Below are 15,911 nucleotides of genomic sequence, written 5' to 3' on the forward strand. Positions count from 1 at the left end.
TCCCGCTCAGTCCTGCTCCGTCGTCAGCGTCAGACCCGGCGCCCAGGTCTCGCCGCCCTCTCGCTCGAAGAAGAACTTCGCGCGCGGCCGAGGCGAGTTGCCCACCTCGTTCATCGTCGCCGCGTCGAACAGCCGCCCGTTCACCATCGTGTAACGCACCGACGCCGAGTTCCGCAGGTCCTCCAACGGGTTCTTGTCCAGGACGATCAGGTCCGCCAGCTTCCCCTGCTCCAGCGAGCCAATGCTCCGGTCCAGTCCCAGGTACTGCGCCCCCGCCAGCGTCCCCGCCCGCAGCGCCTGCAGCGGCTTCATCCCGCCCTGGCCGAACATCCACAGCTCCCAGTGCACGCCCAGGCCCTCGCGCTGCCCGTGCGCCCCGAGCTGCACGCTCACCCCCGCGTCGTTCAGCTCCCGCGCCGCCCGCGCCGCGTTGAAGTGGTTGAACTCGTCCGCCGGCGCCATCGTCCGCCGGCGGCTCCGCGAGTCAATCACCCGCCGAGGCACGAACGCGTTCAGCCGCGCGTCCTCCCACACGTTCGTCTTCTGGTACCAGTACTCCTCGCCCCACAGTCCGCCGTAGGCGACGATCAGCGTCGGCGTGTAGCCCGTCTTGCTCTTGCTCCAGAGCTGCTTCACGTCCTCGTAGATGCGCGCCACCGGCAGCGCGTGCTCCACGCCCGTGTGCCCATCCACCATCATCGCCAGGTTGTGGTGAATGAGCGAGCCACCCTCCGGCACCACCATCATCTGCAGCTCGCGCGCCGCCTGGAGCACCTTCTGCCGCTGATCCCGCCGCGGCTGGTTGTAGCTCTTCACGCTGAACGCCCCCACCGCCTTCATCCGCCGCAGGTGCGAGCGCGCATCGTCCAGCGTCTCGATGGGCGTCTTGTACCCCACCCCCTGCGCTCCATAGAGGATGGTCCCCGTGGAGAAGATGCGCGGCGCCACGACACGCCCCGCCTTCGCCAGCTCGCTCGCCGCGAAGATCTCCCCCGTCGCGTTCGAAGGGTCGTGCAGCGTCGTCACCCCGAACCCCAGCGACGCGTAGTTCACCCAGCTCTGCTCCGGGAGGATGCCGTCCGCCCCCATCGCCCCGTGCCAGTGCACATCCACCAGCCCCGGCATCAGCGTCTTCCCGCGCACGTCGATGACCTTCGCGCCCTCGGGCACCTTCACCTCGCCCAGCTTGCCCACCGCCACGATGTGGTTGCCGCGCACCACCACCACGCCGTCTTCGATCACTTCGTCCCCACGCATGGTGATGACGCGCCCGCCCACCAGCGCCACCGCTCCCGCCGGCACGTCTGTCTTCATGTCGAAGCCGATGTTCAGGCCCTTCTCCTGCACCTCGGGCAGCTTCTCCGGCGCACCCTCCACGAAGCGGAAGGACTCGCGCAGCGCGCGCGTGAACAGCTCGGGCCCCAGCGACCAGTGCAGCTGCTTCGAGTCGCCGGACCAATGCAGGTACTCGCCCGCGTCCTTGGACACCCTCGCCACGGGCAGCGCCTTGCTGTCCTTGCTGACCGCCACCGACTTCCCACCCCGAGGCAGCGGCATCACGTAGGCGTTGAAGCTCTCCCGGAACGCCACCCACTTCTCGTCCGGAGACACCTGGAAGCCCGCCACCTCCGAGCTCGTGAGGTGCGTGCGCGACGAGCCCCCATCCAGGCTGATGCTGCGCAGCTCGCGCTTGTCCTCCTTCTCGCCGCCCTCGACCGACAGGTAGAACACCCGGTCCGAGACCGCTCCGAAGTGGGGCTGCTCGCCGTCCTTCACCAGCCGCCGCGCCTTGCCCCCGCTGCGGGCCATGACATACAGCCCCTGCTCGCGGCTCCACTCACCCGGCAGCAGCAGCCCGCTTCCGCCCGAGCGGTAGACGATGAAGCGCCCATCCGGCGAGAACACTGGCTCTCGATAGAAGCCCGGCTGCGCGAGCACCACCTGGCCCTCGCCTCCCACGGCGGGCACCACGCGGATGCTCCCGAGCTTCTCGTCGTCCCACGTCGTGTAGACGATGGAGCGCCCGTCTCGCGAGAACGCCGGATACATCTCGAAGTGGTCCGTCTGCTTCGTCAACCGGCGCGACTGGCCGTTGGGGAGCTCTCGCACGTAGAGCTGCCCGAGCGCTTGGTACACCACGCGATCACCCTGGGGCGACACCTGCACCCAGCGCAGCATCTTCACTGGGAACTGATCCGGGGCCACGCTCTGAGGGAACCGCAGGGCTTCGGCGAGGGTGCGCGTGTCCTTCACGTGGAAGGGAATGGGCGTCACGCGCTTGGTGGCCACCTCGATGCGGTTGAGCTTGCCGCCAGCCCAGAAGACCAGGGACTTGTTGTCCGGCGTCCAGGCCATCGTCGGGTACACGCCGTGGATGGCCCACGTCTCCTGCATGTCGCGATCGAGCCCGTCGAACAGCGGCCGCTCGACGCCCGAGGCCACATCCGCCACGTAGAGCGCCGTCTTGCCTCGCACGCGCCGGATGAACGCCAGCTGCTTCCCGTCCGGAGACGGCGTGGGCCGCACCGAGCCGCCCGGTCCGCTGATGAACGGGTCGATGTCATGCGTCACCAGATCCAGCCGCTGGATGGCGTAGATCTCCCCGTTCGGGTCCTTGTTGTACTCGAACACCCGGCCCGGGGTGACGTCCTGGCTGAAGTAGATGTAGCGGCCATCCGGGGAGAACGCGGGCTCGCCCACGTCCTTCTGTTCGGTGGGGCGCTCGGTGAGCTGGACGCCGTCACCACCCGAGCGGTGGTAGAGCCAGAGCTCTCCCGCGCCCAGCGAGCGCTTCGAGGTGAAGTGCTTGCGCCCCACCAGATACTGACTGTCCGGGGACCAGGCGGGGCTGTTGAGGAGCCGGAACTTCTCCTGCGTCACCGGCTGCGGCTCCGAGCCGTCCCGCTTCATCACCCAGAGGTTGTCGCCGCCGCCGCGGTCGCTCGTGAAGGCGATGGACTTCCCATCCGGGCTGTAGCGCGGCTGCATGTCCCAGGCGACGCCGTGGGTGAGCGCCTTGGCCTCGCCGCCGCTGATGGGCAGCGTGTAGATGTCTCCCAGCAAGTCGAAGACGAGCTCGTCTCCGCGCGGGCTCACGTCCACGCTCATCCACGTGCCCTCGGTGACGTCGATGGGCGCCTCGGTGGAGAGGACGTTCGGCGCGTTGACGTTCCAGTCCGTAGAGCCCGCGTCCGGAGTGCTCGGGGGCGGAGGCGCGCCTGCATCCACCTGGGTGGCCTTGGCCGCCTCGCGGGCCGGATCCTTCTCGGGAGGAGGCTGGGGGTCATGCCGGGTAGCGGGCGGCGTCTGAGCGCCAGCGGAGAGCACCACTCCCGTGAAGAGGAAGACGCAGCACAGCGGCAACAGTCGGGTCACGAGTGTTCCTGAGGGTTCGAGCCGGGCGGATAGTAAGGGAACGAGCCGCGCCACTCACCATTCCCCAGCCGTGCAAGGCGACTCTTTCCACTCTGCGTGAGTCCAGCCTGTCAGCAGGGGCTGTGCTCAATCCGGTAGATTGGGACCATGCCTCCATCGAGCGGGTCCGCGGCTGGCGGACGTGCCGCCTTCCCGGGACTGTCATGAGCGCTCCCCCGAAGCAGCCTCCCTCGGATGCGGACCCGGAGTGGGTCCACCAGGGACTCCAGGCCACCGCGCGCAAGGGGCCCATCGCCACCACGCTCGCCCTGCTCGCATGGTACTGGGGCGACTGGCCCGTGTTCACCGTGGTGGTCTCCGTGACCGGGGTGCTGCTGCTAGTGAACCTCTGGCTCATCGACTTGTACGCACAACGGTACGGGCGGGGAGAGGCGGAGTGGCCCCGCATGCTGGCCAACGCGGCCGGCTTCTGCGTGCTCGGCCACTCCACGGAGTGGTCACCGCTGGTCTGGACCTTCTTGCTCTACAATATGCTGTGGTTCTACGGGTTGGGTCCGCGGTCCCGTCCTCGCTTGGCCGTGTACCTGCTCATCGTGCTCTCCTTCTCGCTGTGGGATGGGGCCTCGCGAGAGGGGGTGCTGGCCTTTGGCCTGCTGGGTGCCTTTGGCTATCTGATCACCGAGAAGCGTGCCTCGCTGATGAACCAGATGGTGCGGCAGGTGGTGGAGCAGCGGGGTCAGCTCGAGAAGGCCCACGAGCAACTGCAGCAGGCCCACCAGCGCGCCATCGCCCAGGAGAAGCTCTCCAGCCTGGGAGTGATGGCGGCGGGCGTGGCGCATGAGATCAACAATCCGATGAGCTTCGTCACCAGCAACATCCACTCCCTCTATAAGGAGCTGGGGCGGCAGCCCTCGTTGCCCGAGCCTCTGCGGGAATACATGGAAGAGGTCTTGCCGGCGACGCTGGAGGGCATCAAGCGGGTGAACGCCATCGTCGCGGACCTGCGCCGCTTCGCGAGGGGCGATCCCGAGGCCTACGCGGAATATGACCTGAACGCCGAGGCCCAAACAGCGCTGCGGCTCGCGCAGGGCGAGCTCAGCCACTGTCAGGTGGAGGTGGAGCTGGGAAATCCAGGCCTGCAGATGGGCCGGCCGCGGCAGATCGTCCAGGTGGTGGTGAACCTGCTGGCCAACGCCGGACACGCCACGGCCGCTGGAGGCAAGGTGCGCCTGTCCACCCATCGTGAGGTGGATGGGGCGCGGGTGGAGATCCGCGACACGGGCACGGGCATGACTCCCGAGACGCTGCGCAACCTGTTCCAGCCCTTCTTCACCACCAAGCCTCCAGGAGAGGGCACGGGGCTGGGGCTGGCGGTGGCCCACGGCATCATCAGCGCACATGGTGGCCGCATCGAGGTGGTGAGCCAGCCGGGCCAGGGAGCGTGCTTCACCGTGTACCTGCCGCGCGTGCCGCCGCTGCCGAACTACCGCAGGCCCAAGGATGAGTCGATCACCGAGGGCTCCCAGCCCCTGGCGTGAGCTCCTGAACGACGATGCGGTACGCCTTGCGCTTCTCCCCACCGTCCACACGAGGAGCTTGGTCTCTCTGGCCTTGAGCTCCAGTTCCTTGGTGCTGCTCGCGCGAATCGAGAGCACCTCTTCCTCGGCCCTGTGACACCACTGGAGACTTCGCGGCCACAAGCAGTTTTGGAGGCGACGTATGTCGCGCCGCATCAGCCGGTTGCTCTTTCCTTGTTACAGCGCGGTTTTGGCTGCTTCTACAGGGGGGAATGCTCCCACCCCTGGAGCCATCACGGTCTTCCACGCGCTGCTTCGCTCACCACTCAACCTTCCCGGCTTGCTGACTCACCGGCACATCGAATGCTTACAGCCGAGAGGCGCGCATCCACGGGGGAGCGCTGGGGGACACGGCTTCATGGGGCTGAGGGAGCTGAAAGAGACGGCGCACCAACAGTTCGTGCGCGGGAAGTTCGCGGAGTGCGCAGCCACGTATCAGCGGATTCTGCGTCTCGCGCCTCGGGATCCCAACCTGCATGTGCGGCACGCGGAGGCCTGCCGGCGCACGGGCGAGCGGCAGCAGGCGATCACTTCGTACCGGACCGCGGCGGGGTTGCTGCTCGAGCTCGGGAGTGCGTCCCGAGCCCGAGGAGCGCTGAAGGCCGCGCTGGAGCTGGATCCGAAGGATCCGCTGCTTCAGTTGGAGATTGCTCAGCTGGAGTCGAACCCTGACGCGCTGATCTCGTCGGTGGTGTCTGGCGAGCTGCCGCTGCTGCCGCCATTGGAGTCTGTTGTGGAGGACCGGTTGAGGACACCGGCGCTGCCGCCGATTCATCGGGCACTGCCGTCCGCGCAGCACATCGGGCCTCCGATGATACTGCCACCACCGGGAGTGCGCCCTGATATGGCCAGTGCTGCTGTGGCGGCACAGCCTCCACCCCCATCCCGAGTGGCTCCTCCTGGCTACCGGCCGCTACCGCCTCGGGCCAAGGCGCCTCCGCCTGCGCCTCGGCAGGCGATGCCCAGTGGTCCGCCTCCGGTCCTCCATCCCGTGGACACGGCCCGCTCGCAGGCTCAGGCTGCCCGCACCGTGACGCCTCCACCGCTCCCTGCTGCAGCGCTGACCGGGGCCGTGCGTGAAGCGTCCCTGGCTCAGCTGGCGTCTCCGGCCGTGGCGTCAGGGCCCTCGCAGGGCGACGTGCCGCGGCTGGAGGTGAGGCGTCTGTCGCCGAGCACCATCGCATTCCGCAGCTCGCCGATGGATGGCTGGGCCGTGATCCGTTCTCACACGCCCCTCGAGCTGCACCTGGTGGAGGAGTTGGAAAAGCTGCCCCCGATGATGCAGGACCTTCCGGCCGAGATGACGGTGGCCCCCGCGGCTGAAGGTGCCGCCTCGGCCGCGGTGCATTGAGGGGACAAGAGCCGTACTGCGCAGTCTGGGCTCCCAATGGAGCCCCTCGCGAATCCATGACTGAGGACATGGAGAGAGCGGGACGGCCGGCGCGGGAGGACCCGTCCGCTGACGGGGGGACCCGCGCCGAGACGAGGGACCCGCGACCCGTGTCACCCGCACCGTGAACCCGTGCCTGAGCGACCTGTGTCACTCGAAGGCGGATCACCGCTTGTTTCCTGTGTTTCTCCGCACGCCTACCCAGTCGCCGGGCAGGGAGCGTCCCAGCGGCTGTCCGATCGGCAGCCCACCGGGACACAACCGCGAGCCTGTCTCCTACAGCGAGATGGGCTCGTTCTCCTTCTTCTCGGGCGCCTCCGCCTTTACCGGCGCCTCACAGTGGTCGCTCTTTCGGTTCGGGTGGCAGTGCCGGATGCCATACACGTGATGGCATCCACACGGATCCACCCGCTTCTTCGCACACACCGAAGGATTGAACGCCTGGCTCGCCGTCGGAACCGAAGGAGGAGCCGCATGCAACGCCATCGTCACCAGCAAACTGCCCAGAGTCACCATCGCCCTACCCCCTGATGCTGTGGGGAGATGAATGGGAATGCTTCGCCACCGCTGCAAGCCCTCATTCCCTCCACGCTGATCCAGATGTGCTCCGGTGGAACTTCGCTCGACGGGCAGCCTGCCCTTCTCCTCGCCCAGGGCCCTCTTTTCTCCTACCGTCAGCTTCATCCGAAGGGTGCCGTCGCTGCCGCGTGTTGAAGCTCCCTAGGGAGGGCTGTGCCATGGGCTGGATTCAACGGTTGGAGAAGGTCGCGGAGGGCCACTACGTCCTTCCCAAGACCAAGACGATGCGGGTCGACGCCGACCTGTTCCTGTCCGACAAGCTCCTCTACGGCGACGGCGGCGAACTCGCTGGCCTGGAGGAGGGCGTCTTCGATCAGGTCGTCAACGCCGCTTCCTTCCCCGGCGTCACCCGTGTCGCCGTGACGCCTGACTGTCACGTGGGCTACGGCGTCCCCATCGGCACCGTCGTGGAGACCGACGGCATCCTCCTGCCCACCGCTGCTGGCTATGACATCGGCTGCGGCATGGTGCAGCTGAAGACCACCCTCACCGCCGAGGACGTCGCCGACAAGGAGAAGCGGCGCCGGTGGATTGACGAGGTGGTTCAGCGCATCGCCGTGGGCGTCGGCGCCAGCCGCGTCCAGAAGCAGCGCTCTGTCTCCGCTCGCACCTTCGCCGAAGTCGTCCGCCACGGCGCCAAGGCCCTGGGCCGCAACGCCTCCACCACCGAGCGCGACTTCATCCCCGTGGAGGATGACCGCGTGGACATCCCCGAGCGTGCCTACGACAAGCGCGACCAGCTCGGCAGCCTCGGCGGCGGCAACCACTTCACCGAGATGCAGGTGGACCAGGACGGCCGCGTCTGGGTGATGCTCCACACCGGCAGCCGCGGCTTCGGCTGGAACATCGCCAAGCATTTCTTCGTGGAGGGCGCTCAGGCCCTCGGCCTCAAGAGCCGCAGCGAGGACTTCATCTGGCTGGACGCCGAGTCCAAGCTGGGCCGCGAGTACTGGAACCTCCACAACATGGCCGCCAACTTCGCCGTGGCCAACCGCCTCATCATCGGCGAGGCCGTGTGCGCCGCGCTCGAGGAGGTGTTCGGCGGCACCGCCGACATCTACTACGAGATCTCCCACAACCTCATCCAGAAGGAGGCCGGCAAGTTCGTGGCCCGCAAGGGCGCCACCCGCGCCTTCCCCAAGGGCCACCCCGCCCTCAAGAAGACGGCCTGGGAGAACACCGGCCACCCCATCCTCATCCCTGGCTCCATGGAGACCGGCAGTGCCATCCTCTTCGCCGAGGAGGGCGCGGCCAAGTCCATCTACTCCGTGAACCATGGCTCGGGCCGGCGGCTGTCTCGTGGCGAGGCCCGGCGCGTGCTCCAGCAGGCGGAGACGGACCAGCGCATGGCCGAGGCAGGCATCCTCCTGAACACCCGCAACACGCCTCTGGACGAGTCGGGGCCCTGCTACAAGAACCTCGACGACGTGCTGGAGACGGTGGAGATGGCCGGGCTGGCCCGGGTGGAGCGCCGCCTCAAGCCCGTGGCCTGCATCAAGGGCACGGATTGACTCCCAGCCCGGCAGCCGGTGGGAGCCTCCTCCCCAGGGAGGGGGTGCCCGCCTGCCTGCCCGGGAGGGGGTGGGTAGGACTTCAGGGGACTCGTGGCCCGGCCTGAGGGGCGGTAGAGTGGCACCTCGTCTGGAGTCCGCCGAGATGCCGTCCAACGCCCACAACCGTCCCGCCATGGCCCGCGAATCCGAGCTCGCACGTGAAGAGTCCGAGCTGAACTCCCTGGAGTCGCGCCTCACGGATCAGATCCACCGCGCCACCCATGAAGCGGACACGCTGGCTTCGCGCCTGACCCAGGTGCGCTCCGAGCTGACGCGGCTCGAGTCCGAGCACTCAGGGGACCTCACCATTCCGGAGATCGGTGCCCGGCTGCAGGCGGCCGCCATCCCGGAGCTGGCCGTGGAGTCCGCACGGGAAAAGGCGCTGACCGCCCGCCAGCAGGCCCTGGAGGCCCGCCGCCAGGCCACGCAGGACATGCAGATCGCCCTGCACGCCTTCCAGCAGCAGACGAGCGCCCTGACGAAGGAGCTGTCCGAGGCGGAGGCCAAGCTCAAGGAAGTGGTGGAGGCCGCCGCTCGCGCCCGCCGCGAGCAGGAAGCCGCTCGGAACCGCGAGGCCCAGCGGACGCGCACCGAGGCCGCGCGGTCTCAGACTGCCACCCGTGGAGCCCTGGCTCCCTCCCCGAGCACCCGGGCCGCGCCTCCTGGCATCACGCCGCGAAGCCACGGCCGCGTGAAGCTGCAGGCGAACATCAGCCTGGGCAGCGACTCGAACTTCTTCACCGGCTTCTCCACGGACATCAGCGAGGGCGGCGTCTTCGTCGCCACGGTGGAGACGGTGCCGCGCGGCACGTCGGTGGACCTGGACTTCACGCTGCCTGGAGGCCGCCCGCTGAAGGCCAGCGGCGTGGTGCGCTGGATGCGCGAGCCGAACGACCACATGCCGGAGCTGATGCCGGGCCTGGGCGTGCAGTTCCAGGAACTGCCGCCCGAGGTGGCCTCGCAGATCTCGGACTTCGTGCGCAAGCGCGAGCCGCTGTTCTTCCCGGACTGAGCGGCCCTTCCGCTCCGCAGTGCCTCAGGCGAACAGCTCCGCGATGTGCAGGACCAGCCCCGGCAATACGGACGGGGCCAACGTCTCGTCCCCACTCAACGTACGCGAGGAGAGATAGCGGCCCTCGCCAGCTCCCGGCGCGGTGTAGACCTCGATCGTCCTGCTGTTCACGTCCACCACCCAGTACTCAGGGATGCCGGCCCGCGCGTACACCCGGCCCTTGATCAGCCGATCCACGCGAAGTGAGTCCCCGGACACCTCCACCACGAGGAGCGCGGTGCGGGGGTGATCCTCGGCATGTTCCTCTTCCTCCCGGGTGACGACCGCCAAGTCCGGCTCCGGCTCGCTGTCCGGGCTCAAGGACAGCGGGAGCTGCGGGCGCACGCTGTACGCCTCCCCGAGCGCCCGGGAGAAGAAGCGGTTGAGCCGTGAAATCACCAACGCGTGCGGCCTGCCCTGCGGTGTCATGTCGACAATGAGCCCCTCCAACAGCTCCACGTGCTCATCCTCCTTGAGCACTCCGACATGGAGCAGCTGGTGGTACTCGTCGAGCGTGAAACGCCGAGGGGCCATCAGGCTGGCCTCGAGCGCATCCAACGGGCGCATGACAGGACTCCTTCCTGGAGAAGGTAGTCCTCAGGCCCGGGCGGGGTCTACCTCGTCTGTCCGCGCGGCAGGGAACACCCGCTCTCAGCTCAGCCCGATCCCCATGATGAGGTCGCCCAGCAGCGACTGGATGTAGCCGATGGGGCCCACGAGGAACCGGCGGCCCAGGACGATGAAGGCGATGAGCAGGAAGGGGCTGAACTGCACCACCTGCTCCCAGAAGCCTCTCATGCGGTAAGGCATGAGCTTCTCCACCACGCGGCTGCCATCCAGCGGAGGGATGGGCAGCATGTTGAAGACGGCCAGGCCCACATTCATCACCATCGCGGTGAAGAGGAACTGCTGCAGGCCCGGGTTGGCCTCCAGCGTCTGCGGCGCCCAGCGCAGCGTGAGCCCGTAGGACACCGCACTCGCAATGGCCAGCAGCAGGTTGGACAAAGGTCCCGCCAGGGCGGTGATCATCATCCCCGTGCTCATGTTCACCTCGCGGCGGAACCGCGCCGGGTTGACGGGCACCGGCTTGGCCCAGCCGAAGGGAATCCCCAGCAGCGGCAGCAGCAACGTCCCAATGGGGTCGATGTGCACCACCGGGTTGAGCGTGAGCCGCCCCTGCATGGCCGCGGTGTCGTCGCCCAACCTCCACGCACTCCACGCGTGGGCGAACTCATGCACTGTGAGCGACAACACGAGCGGGATGAGTAACATCACCCGCTCCATGATCATCTGGGGGTCCATGGGGTCTCTTCTTTAGGGCGGAGGCATGGGTGAGCGCCAGTCCAGAGATGGACGGCCGCCCTCCACCCTTCAGGCAGCCGGGCCCAGGGATGCTCGCCCTCCCACGGATTCCACGTCTGCAGGCCACGGCGCACCTTTGCTCCGGACCGGGCCGCCACAGGCCCTGAGCCCTGGAGCCGAGACATGGCGCTGCGCATTCACCACCTCAACTGCACGACGATGTGTCCGCCCGGCAGGCGGCTGATGGATGGAAGGCCGGGTGTCACAGGCCCCGCGGCGCTGGTGTGCCACTGTCTGCTGCTGGAGATGGACCGCAACCTCGTCCTGGTGGACACGGGCTTCGGGCTGAACGACGTGCGAGACCCGCGGCCCCGCCTCAGCCGGCTCTTCCTCGATGTGCTGTGCCGCCCCCAGCTGCACGAGGAGATGACGGCCATCCGGCAGATTGAGAGGCTGGGCTTCAAGGCCTCGGATGTGAGCGACATCCTCCTGACGCACCTGGACTTCGACCATGCAGGCGGGCTGGATGACTTCCCCGGCGCGCGGGTGCACCTGCTCGACGCGGAGTACCAGGGCGCGGTGGCACAGCAGACGCCGCTGGACCGGCGGCGCTTCCGCCCCCGCCAGTGGATGCACGAGACGAACTGGGTAACGTACCCCACGCCCCGGGGCGGTGAGCGCTGGTTCGGCTTCGAGTGTGTGCGTGAGCTGTCGGGCCTGCCTCCAGAGCTGCTCTTCGTGCCGCTCCTGGGCCACACGCTGGGGCACACAGGCATCGCAATCCAGACGAACGGCCGCTGGCTGCTGCACGCCGGGGACGCGTACTTCTTCCACGGGGAGATGGACCCGACGCGGCGGCGCTGCCCGCCGGGGCTGCGCTTCTACCAGACGCTCATGCAGAAGAACGCGCGCCTGCGGCACTCCAACCAGCAGCGGCTGCGCGAGCTGGCTCGCCAGCACAGCGCCGAGGTCTCCATCTTCTGCGCCCATGACGCCGAGGAGTTCGAGCGGATGGAGGAAATGGAGAAGGTCCCCGCCGACTCGCCTCTGCGCACCCAGCCCCTGCCCGTGGAGCCCACGCTCCACGCCTGAAAGCAGGCGTCCGGGTCAGGGGCTGATAAGGTGGACCTGTGATTGAGTCGGTCCACTTCCAAAACTTCCGCTGCCTACGGGACGTGGAGCTGAAGCTTGAGCCTCTTACCGTGCTGGTAGGCCCTAATTCATCCGGCAAGACATCGGTGCTACAGGGTTTGGCGTGGCCTGTTGCGTCCCTTGAGAATATCTGGCGTCAGGACAGCTTCGCCCACATGCATGTCGACTACCGATATACCGACGGTACCGGCATCAGAACCCCTTATCAGACCTCTCCCAATCGACCCCTGCCACCCAGGCAGCACACGGTCCAGCACCTCCATCTCAACTTGGCGCACCTCCGCACTGAGAACTTGCTGGCTTTTGCAACGCAGTTGAGCCTCACAGGGGACAACCTGACCAACGTCTTCTCGACGTTGTCTCGGCAACAGCAAACCACCATTGCTACTGAGTTGTGCCGGCTGGTCCCGATGTTCAGTGATGTGGACCTCGCCCCTACTGGTAACGGAAGGCACCGTCTGCGCTTCCAGGATCGTTGGAACTCGGACCTCTGGTTCGCCCCCGACCAAGTCTCCGATGGCACGATGCTTGTGTTCGCGTTCCTCGTGCTCCAGTACCAGCGCCCCCCCCTGGATCTCATCACCATTGAAGAGCCCGAGCGCGCCCTACACCCCTACCTGCTGGATGAACTCATCCAGTTCCTCCGCAAACTGACGACAGGCGAGGTTGGCAAGCAGCCCGTTCAGGTCATCCTGGCCACTCACTCCGCCGAGCTGCTTGATTACGTCCATCCCGAGGAGGTCCGCTTCCTTACCCGTTCTGCCGAGAATGGGTCTGTTCAAGTGAACGAGGCCCAGACGAACACCCCTCATTGGAAGCAGGTTTATAAGGAGTACCGAGAGTCGCTCGGCGGCATCTGGCTCTCCGGTGGTCTAGGCGGCGTTCCAGGGCGTTAAGCATGATCCGCGTCGTCGTCTACGCCGAAGGCCAAGGAGAACTCGCGGGCGCCAAGCGCCTTCAGCCCGCCCCCGGTTCGCCCCTCAGCGAAGAAGAGCTGGGCTCTGCGCACCTGCTCGTGCGCCGGTGCATGGAGAAGGCTCGCAATATGGATACGCCAAGCGTGTGCTTCGAGGAGCCTCTCCGCACGCGAGGCCGAATCGCCAAGGGGAGCATGCTTCTCAGTCGCGAGACCTTGCGCCAGCTTCTCCTATGGCCAGATCCCCACAAACAGCCAGACCTTGCCATCGTCCTCGTCGACGCGGACGGAGACGCTGGGCGGCAAAAGCTGCTCGAAGAGACGATTGACGGTGTCCCTGTGCAAGCAGTTATCGCCGTCGCCATCCAGGAGTTCGAGACCTGGCTCATCGCGGACCCCGACGCCCTCAAGTCCGTGCTGCGCAAGCCACTGTCTCTACCTAAGCCTCCGGAGAAGCTCTCCCGGCGCGAGGCCAAGGAACTCCTTGAGAAGTGGTGCAAAGAACACGCGGGAAGCCGTGACCCGGCGGAACTCCGCCGCAACCTCGCCGAGCAGTGCGACCTCGACACCGTCGCGCAGAAGTGCTCGGCCTTTGCTGCATTCCTCCGCAAGCTCGAGCCTCCCCAGTCCTGAGACGCCCTCTCAGAGTTGGATGCGTCAGTGGGGCTCGTGCGAGCTCCGAGGTTCCGGCTCCTCGCCCACATGGCGCGACTTTGGCAGCTCCACCGTGAAGGCGGCCCCCTCCCCCGGCGTGCTCTCCACCCGGATGGTGCCCCCGTGCGCCTCCACCAGCTGCCGGACGATGTAGAGCCCCAACCCAAAGCCCGCTTGCCGCGAGGTGCTCTTCTCCCGCTCGAAGCGCTCGAAGATGCGCCGCTGCGCCTCCAGCGGAATGCCGGGCCCATGGTCCCGCACCGTGAGCCGCACGTGCCCATCCACCTGCTCCAGGCGCACCTCGACGGGCTTGCCCCGTCCGAACTTCAGCGCGTTGGACAGCAAGTTCGTCACCACCCGCTCCAGCCGCAGCCGGTCCCACCAGCCCTCAATCGCCTCGTCCGCCTCGAAGGTGACTTCGCACCCGGCCTCGTGCGCCTGCTCGGCATGGCGCTCCACCACCTCGCGCACCATCCCCGTCAGCTCCACCCGCGACACCTCCAGCGTCAGCTTCCCCGAGGACAGCCGCGATAGATCCAACAGGTTGTGCAAGAGCTGCCCCAGCCGCTGCGAGTGCCGCAGCGCCGCCGCCAGTCCCTCGCGCACCCGCTGAGGCTCCCGCTCCGGCTCCAGGCGCCGCAGCCGCGCCAACAGCAACTGCAGCGCGTTGAGCGGGTTGCCCAAGTCATGCGAGGCAATCCCAATCAGCTCCAGCGCCTGCTGCGCCTCCTGGAAGAGCCGCGCGTTGTCCAGCGCCAGCGCCAGCCGCCCCGCCAGCTCCTCCATGAACACCTGATCCGACATGGTGAAGAGGCGCTCGGGCCGACTCGACAACAGCGTCAGCGCCCCCAGGGTCTGCTCGCCCACCGTGAGCGGTACGGTGAGCACCGACGTCAGCTCCAGCTGCCGCAGGGTCCGCAGGTGCTCGTCATCCCGAGCCACCCGGCCCAGCACCTTGTCCGCCATCTTCTCGATGCGCTCCGAGCGACCCGTACGCACCACCCAGCTGGAGCCGTACGAGGCGTCCGGGGGCGGAGGATGGCGCTCCATGAGCACCCGGAGCAGTTGCTCCTTCTCCGCGGAGGCGTGCACCACCGCCCGCAGCCGCAACCCCTGGCCTGGCTCCACCATGAAGAGCAGGCACCCATCCGCCACCTCCGGGACGATCAGCCGCATCAGCTCGTCTGCCGTCCGGTCCGGATCCAGCAACTGGTTGAAGATACGGCCCGCCTCCGCGAAGAGGTGCTGGGTGCGCATGGCGCGCCGGCGCTCGGTCACGTCCCGGAGCACCTTGGCGTAGCCCTTGAGCGCCCCGCGCTCGTCCCGCAGCGTGTTGTAGATGACCTCGGCCCAGAAGGGCGTGCCATCCTTTCGCACCCGCCAGCCCTCGGTGCGCAGACTCCCGTCCCGCTCGGCGCGCGCCAGCTCCCGGACGGGCTCCCCCGCGGCCACCCCCTCCGGCGTGTAGAAGATGGAGGTGGGACGCCCCAGCACCTCCTCCGCCTTCCAGCCCTTGATGCGCTCGGCACCCGGGTTCCAGCTGGCCACCCGCCCCTGCGCATCCACCAGGTACAGCGCGTAGTCCTGCACCCCCTCCACCAACAGCCGGAAGCGCTGCTCGGAGTCCTGCGCTTCCCGGTGCAGCGGGCGCACCTTGCGCACGAGCACCCAGGCCAACGTCATCATCCCCAGCATTCCCAGCACCGCCGCGGTGAGGATGAACCGCAGCGCGCGCCTGTCATCGAGGAGCTCCTGCTCGAAGTTTTGCACCAGCCTCACGTCGCTGTACCGCGCCAGCTTCTCGAGCGCCGCCTCCACGTCCGCCCGGACTGGCCCCAACTGCTCGCGCAGCAGCGCATCCGCCTCCCGCCGGCCCAAGGAACGAGGCTGTCCCCACAGCCAGCGCTGCATCGCCTCCTCGTGCTCGCGCTCGGCGTGGACGAGCACCTCCAACAGCCTGGCCCCCGGGTTCTCCAGCAACTGCGGCCGCAGCCGCTCGGCCGTGGCCAGGAAGGCCTCGCGATCCGCCGCCATCTGCTCCTCGAAGAGCGTCTCTCGCGTGAGGGCGAAGCTGCGCCCATGGAGCACCTTGGCGTGGAACGACTTGCTCAGCCGATCCACCTCCAGTTCCTGGAGGATGAGCTCGCGCTGGAGGCTCTCGTTGCCCAGATGCACCGACCGCACCGCCAACAAGGAGGCGACGAGGATGGCGAGCGCCGCACCCCACGAGGCCACGAGCGCCGCGCCGATGCGGCGCGTGAACGTCCAGGAACCGCTCATCCCGCCCCCTCGGGCCCTCGGGGGCCTTGCGAAAGGTGAGCGAGAAAGAGCCTGGGTGGAAGCCGTCCTCGTGGTGGAGAAG

At 67.7% G+C, this 15,911-nt stretch carries 12 protein-coding genes; 7 read left to right on the top strand and 5 right to left on the bottom strand.

Features of this window, described 5'->3' with window-relative positions; all coding sequences use genetic code 11:
* Nucleotides 1–6: 6 nt before the first annotated feature.
* Nucleotides 7–3,108 (bottom strand): amidohydrolase family protein, encoded by a 3,102-nt coding sequence (locus DB31_RS18350; RefSeq protein ID WP_240486772.1) that lies wholly within the window; start codon nt 3,106–3,108, stop codon nt 7–9.
* A gap of 470 nt (nt 3,109–3,578) precedes the next feature.
* On the opposite strand from DB31_RS18350, the gene DB31_RS18355 reads away from it, so the two are divergent.
* Nucleotides 3,579–4,913: a sensor histidine kinase gene (locus DB31_RS18355; protein WP_044189283.1), complete on the top strand. Its 1,335-nt coding sequence runs from the start codon at nt 3,579–3,581 to the stop codon at nt 4,911–4,913.
* 397 nt (nt 4,914–5,310) lie between these two features.
* Nucleotides 5,311–6,303 carry a hypothetical protein gene (locus DB31_RS18360; protein ID WP_044189285.1) on the top strand — a complete coding sequence of 331 codons (993 nt, stop codon included), beginning with the start codon at nt 5,311–5,313 and terminating at the stop codon, nt 6,301–6,303.
* Between the two features lie 315 nt (nt 6,304–6,618).
* Here the strand turns inward: DB31_RS18360 and DB31_RS18365 are convergent, their stop codons facing one another.
* Nucleotides 6,619–6,858 carry a hypothetical protein gene (locus tag DB31_RS18365; protein ID WP_044189287.1) on the bottom strand — a complete coding sequence of 80 codons (240 nt, stop codon included), beginning with the start codon at nt 6,856–6,858 and terminating at the stop codon, nt 6,619–6,621.
* Between the two features lie 221 nt (nt 6,859–7,079).
* On the opposite strand from DB31_RS18365, the gene DB31_RS18370 reads away from it, so the two are divergent.
* Nucleotides 7,080–8,432, top strand: a complete 1,353-nt coding sequence (locus DB31_RS18370; protein WP_044189290.1) for an RtcB family protein — start codon at nt 7,080–7,082, stop codon at nt 8,430–8,432.
* Nucleotides 8,433–8,550: 118 nt separating this feature from the next.
* A complete protein-coding gene (locus DB31_RS18375) occupies nt 8,551–9,486 on the top strand; it encodes a TIGR02266 family protein (protein ID WP_240486750.1) in 936 nt (311 codons plus the stop codon).
* Nucleotides 9,487–9,510: 24 nt separating this feature from the next.
* Here DB31_RS18375 and DB31_RS18380 read toward each other — a convergent pair whose 3' ends face one another.
* Together DB31_RS18380 and DB31_RS18385 are read right to left on the bottom strand one after the other, a co-directional pair.
* Nucleotides 9,511–10,092 (bottom strand): Uma2 family endonuclease, encoded by a 582-nt coding sequence (locus DB31_RS18380; protein ID WP_044189296.1) that lies wholly within the window; start codon nt 10,090–10,092, stop codon nt 9,511–9,513.
* Between the two features lie 84 nt (nt 10,093–10,176).
* Nucleotides 10,177–10,827, bottom strand: a complete 651-nt coding sequence (locus DB31_RS18385) for a site-2 protease family protein (protein ID WP_044189299.1) — start codon at nt 10,825–10,827, stop codon at nt 10,177–10,179.
* Between the two features lie 189 nt (nt 10,828–11,016).
* Between DB31_RS18385 and DB31_RS18390 the strand changes: the two genes are divergently transcribed.
* From DB31_RS18390 to DB31_RS18400, 3 genes are read left to right on the top strand one after another with little or no spacing between them, the layout of a single operon-like run.
* Nucleotides 11,017–11,919, top strand: coding sequence for an MBL fold metallo-hydrolase (locus tag DB31_RS18390; protein ID WP_420806710.1), 903 nt, complete (start codon nt 11,017–11,019; stop codon nt 11,917–11,919).
* A gap of 38 nt (nt 11,920–11,957) precedes the next feature.
* Entirely contained in the window at nt 11,958–12,875 is a 918-nt protein-coding gene (locus DB31_RS18395) for an AAA family ATPase (RefSeq protein WP_052420073.1), read from the top strand.
* A gap of 2 nt (nt 12,876–12,877) precedes the next feature.
* Entirely contained in the window at nt 12,878–13,528 is a 651-nt protein-coding gene (locus DB31_RS18400; RefSeq protein WP_044189305.1) for a DUF4276 family protein, read from the top strand.
* A 24-nt stretch (nt 13,529–13,552) separates the two neighbouring features.
* Here DB31_RS18400 and DB31_RS18405 read toward each other — a convergent pair whose 3' ends face one another.
* Nucleotides 13,553–15,829: a sensor histidine kinase gene (locus DB31_RS18405; RefSeq protein ID WP_044189308.1), complete on the bottom strand. Its 2,277-nt coding sequence runs from the start codon at nt 15,827–15,829 to the stop codon at nt 13,553–13,555.
* Nucleotides 15,830–15,911 lie beyond the last annotated feature (82 nt).

The organism is Hyalangium minutum, assembly GCF_000737315.1.
GTDB lineage: Bacteria > Myxococcota > Myxococcia > Myxococcales > Myxococcaceae > Hyalangium > Hyalangium minutum.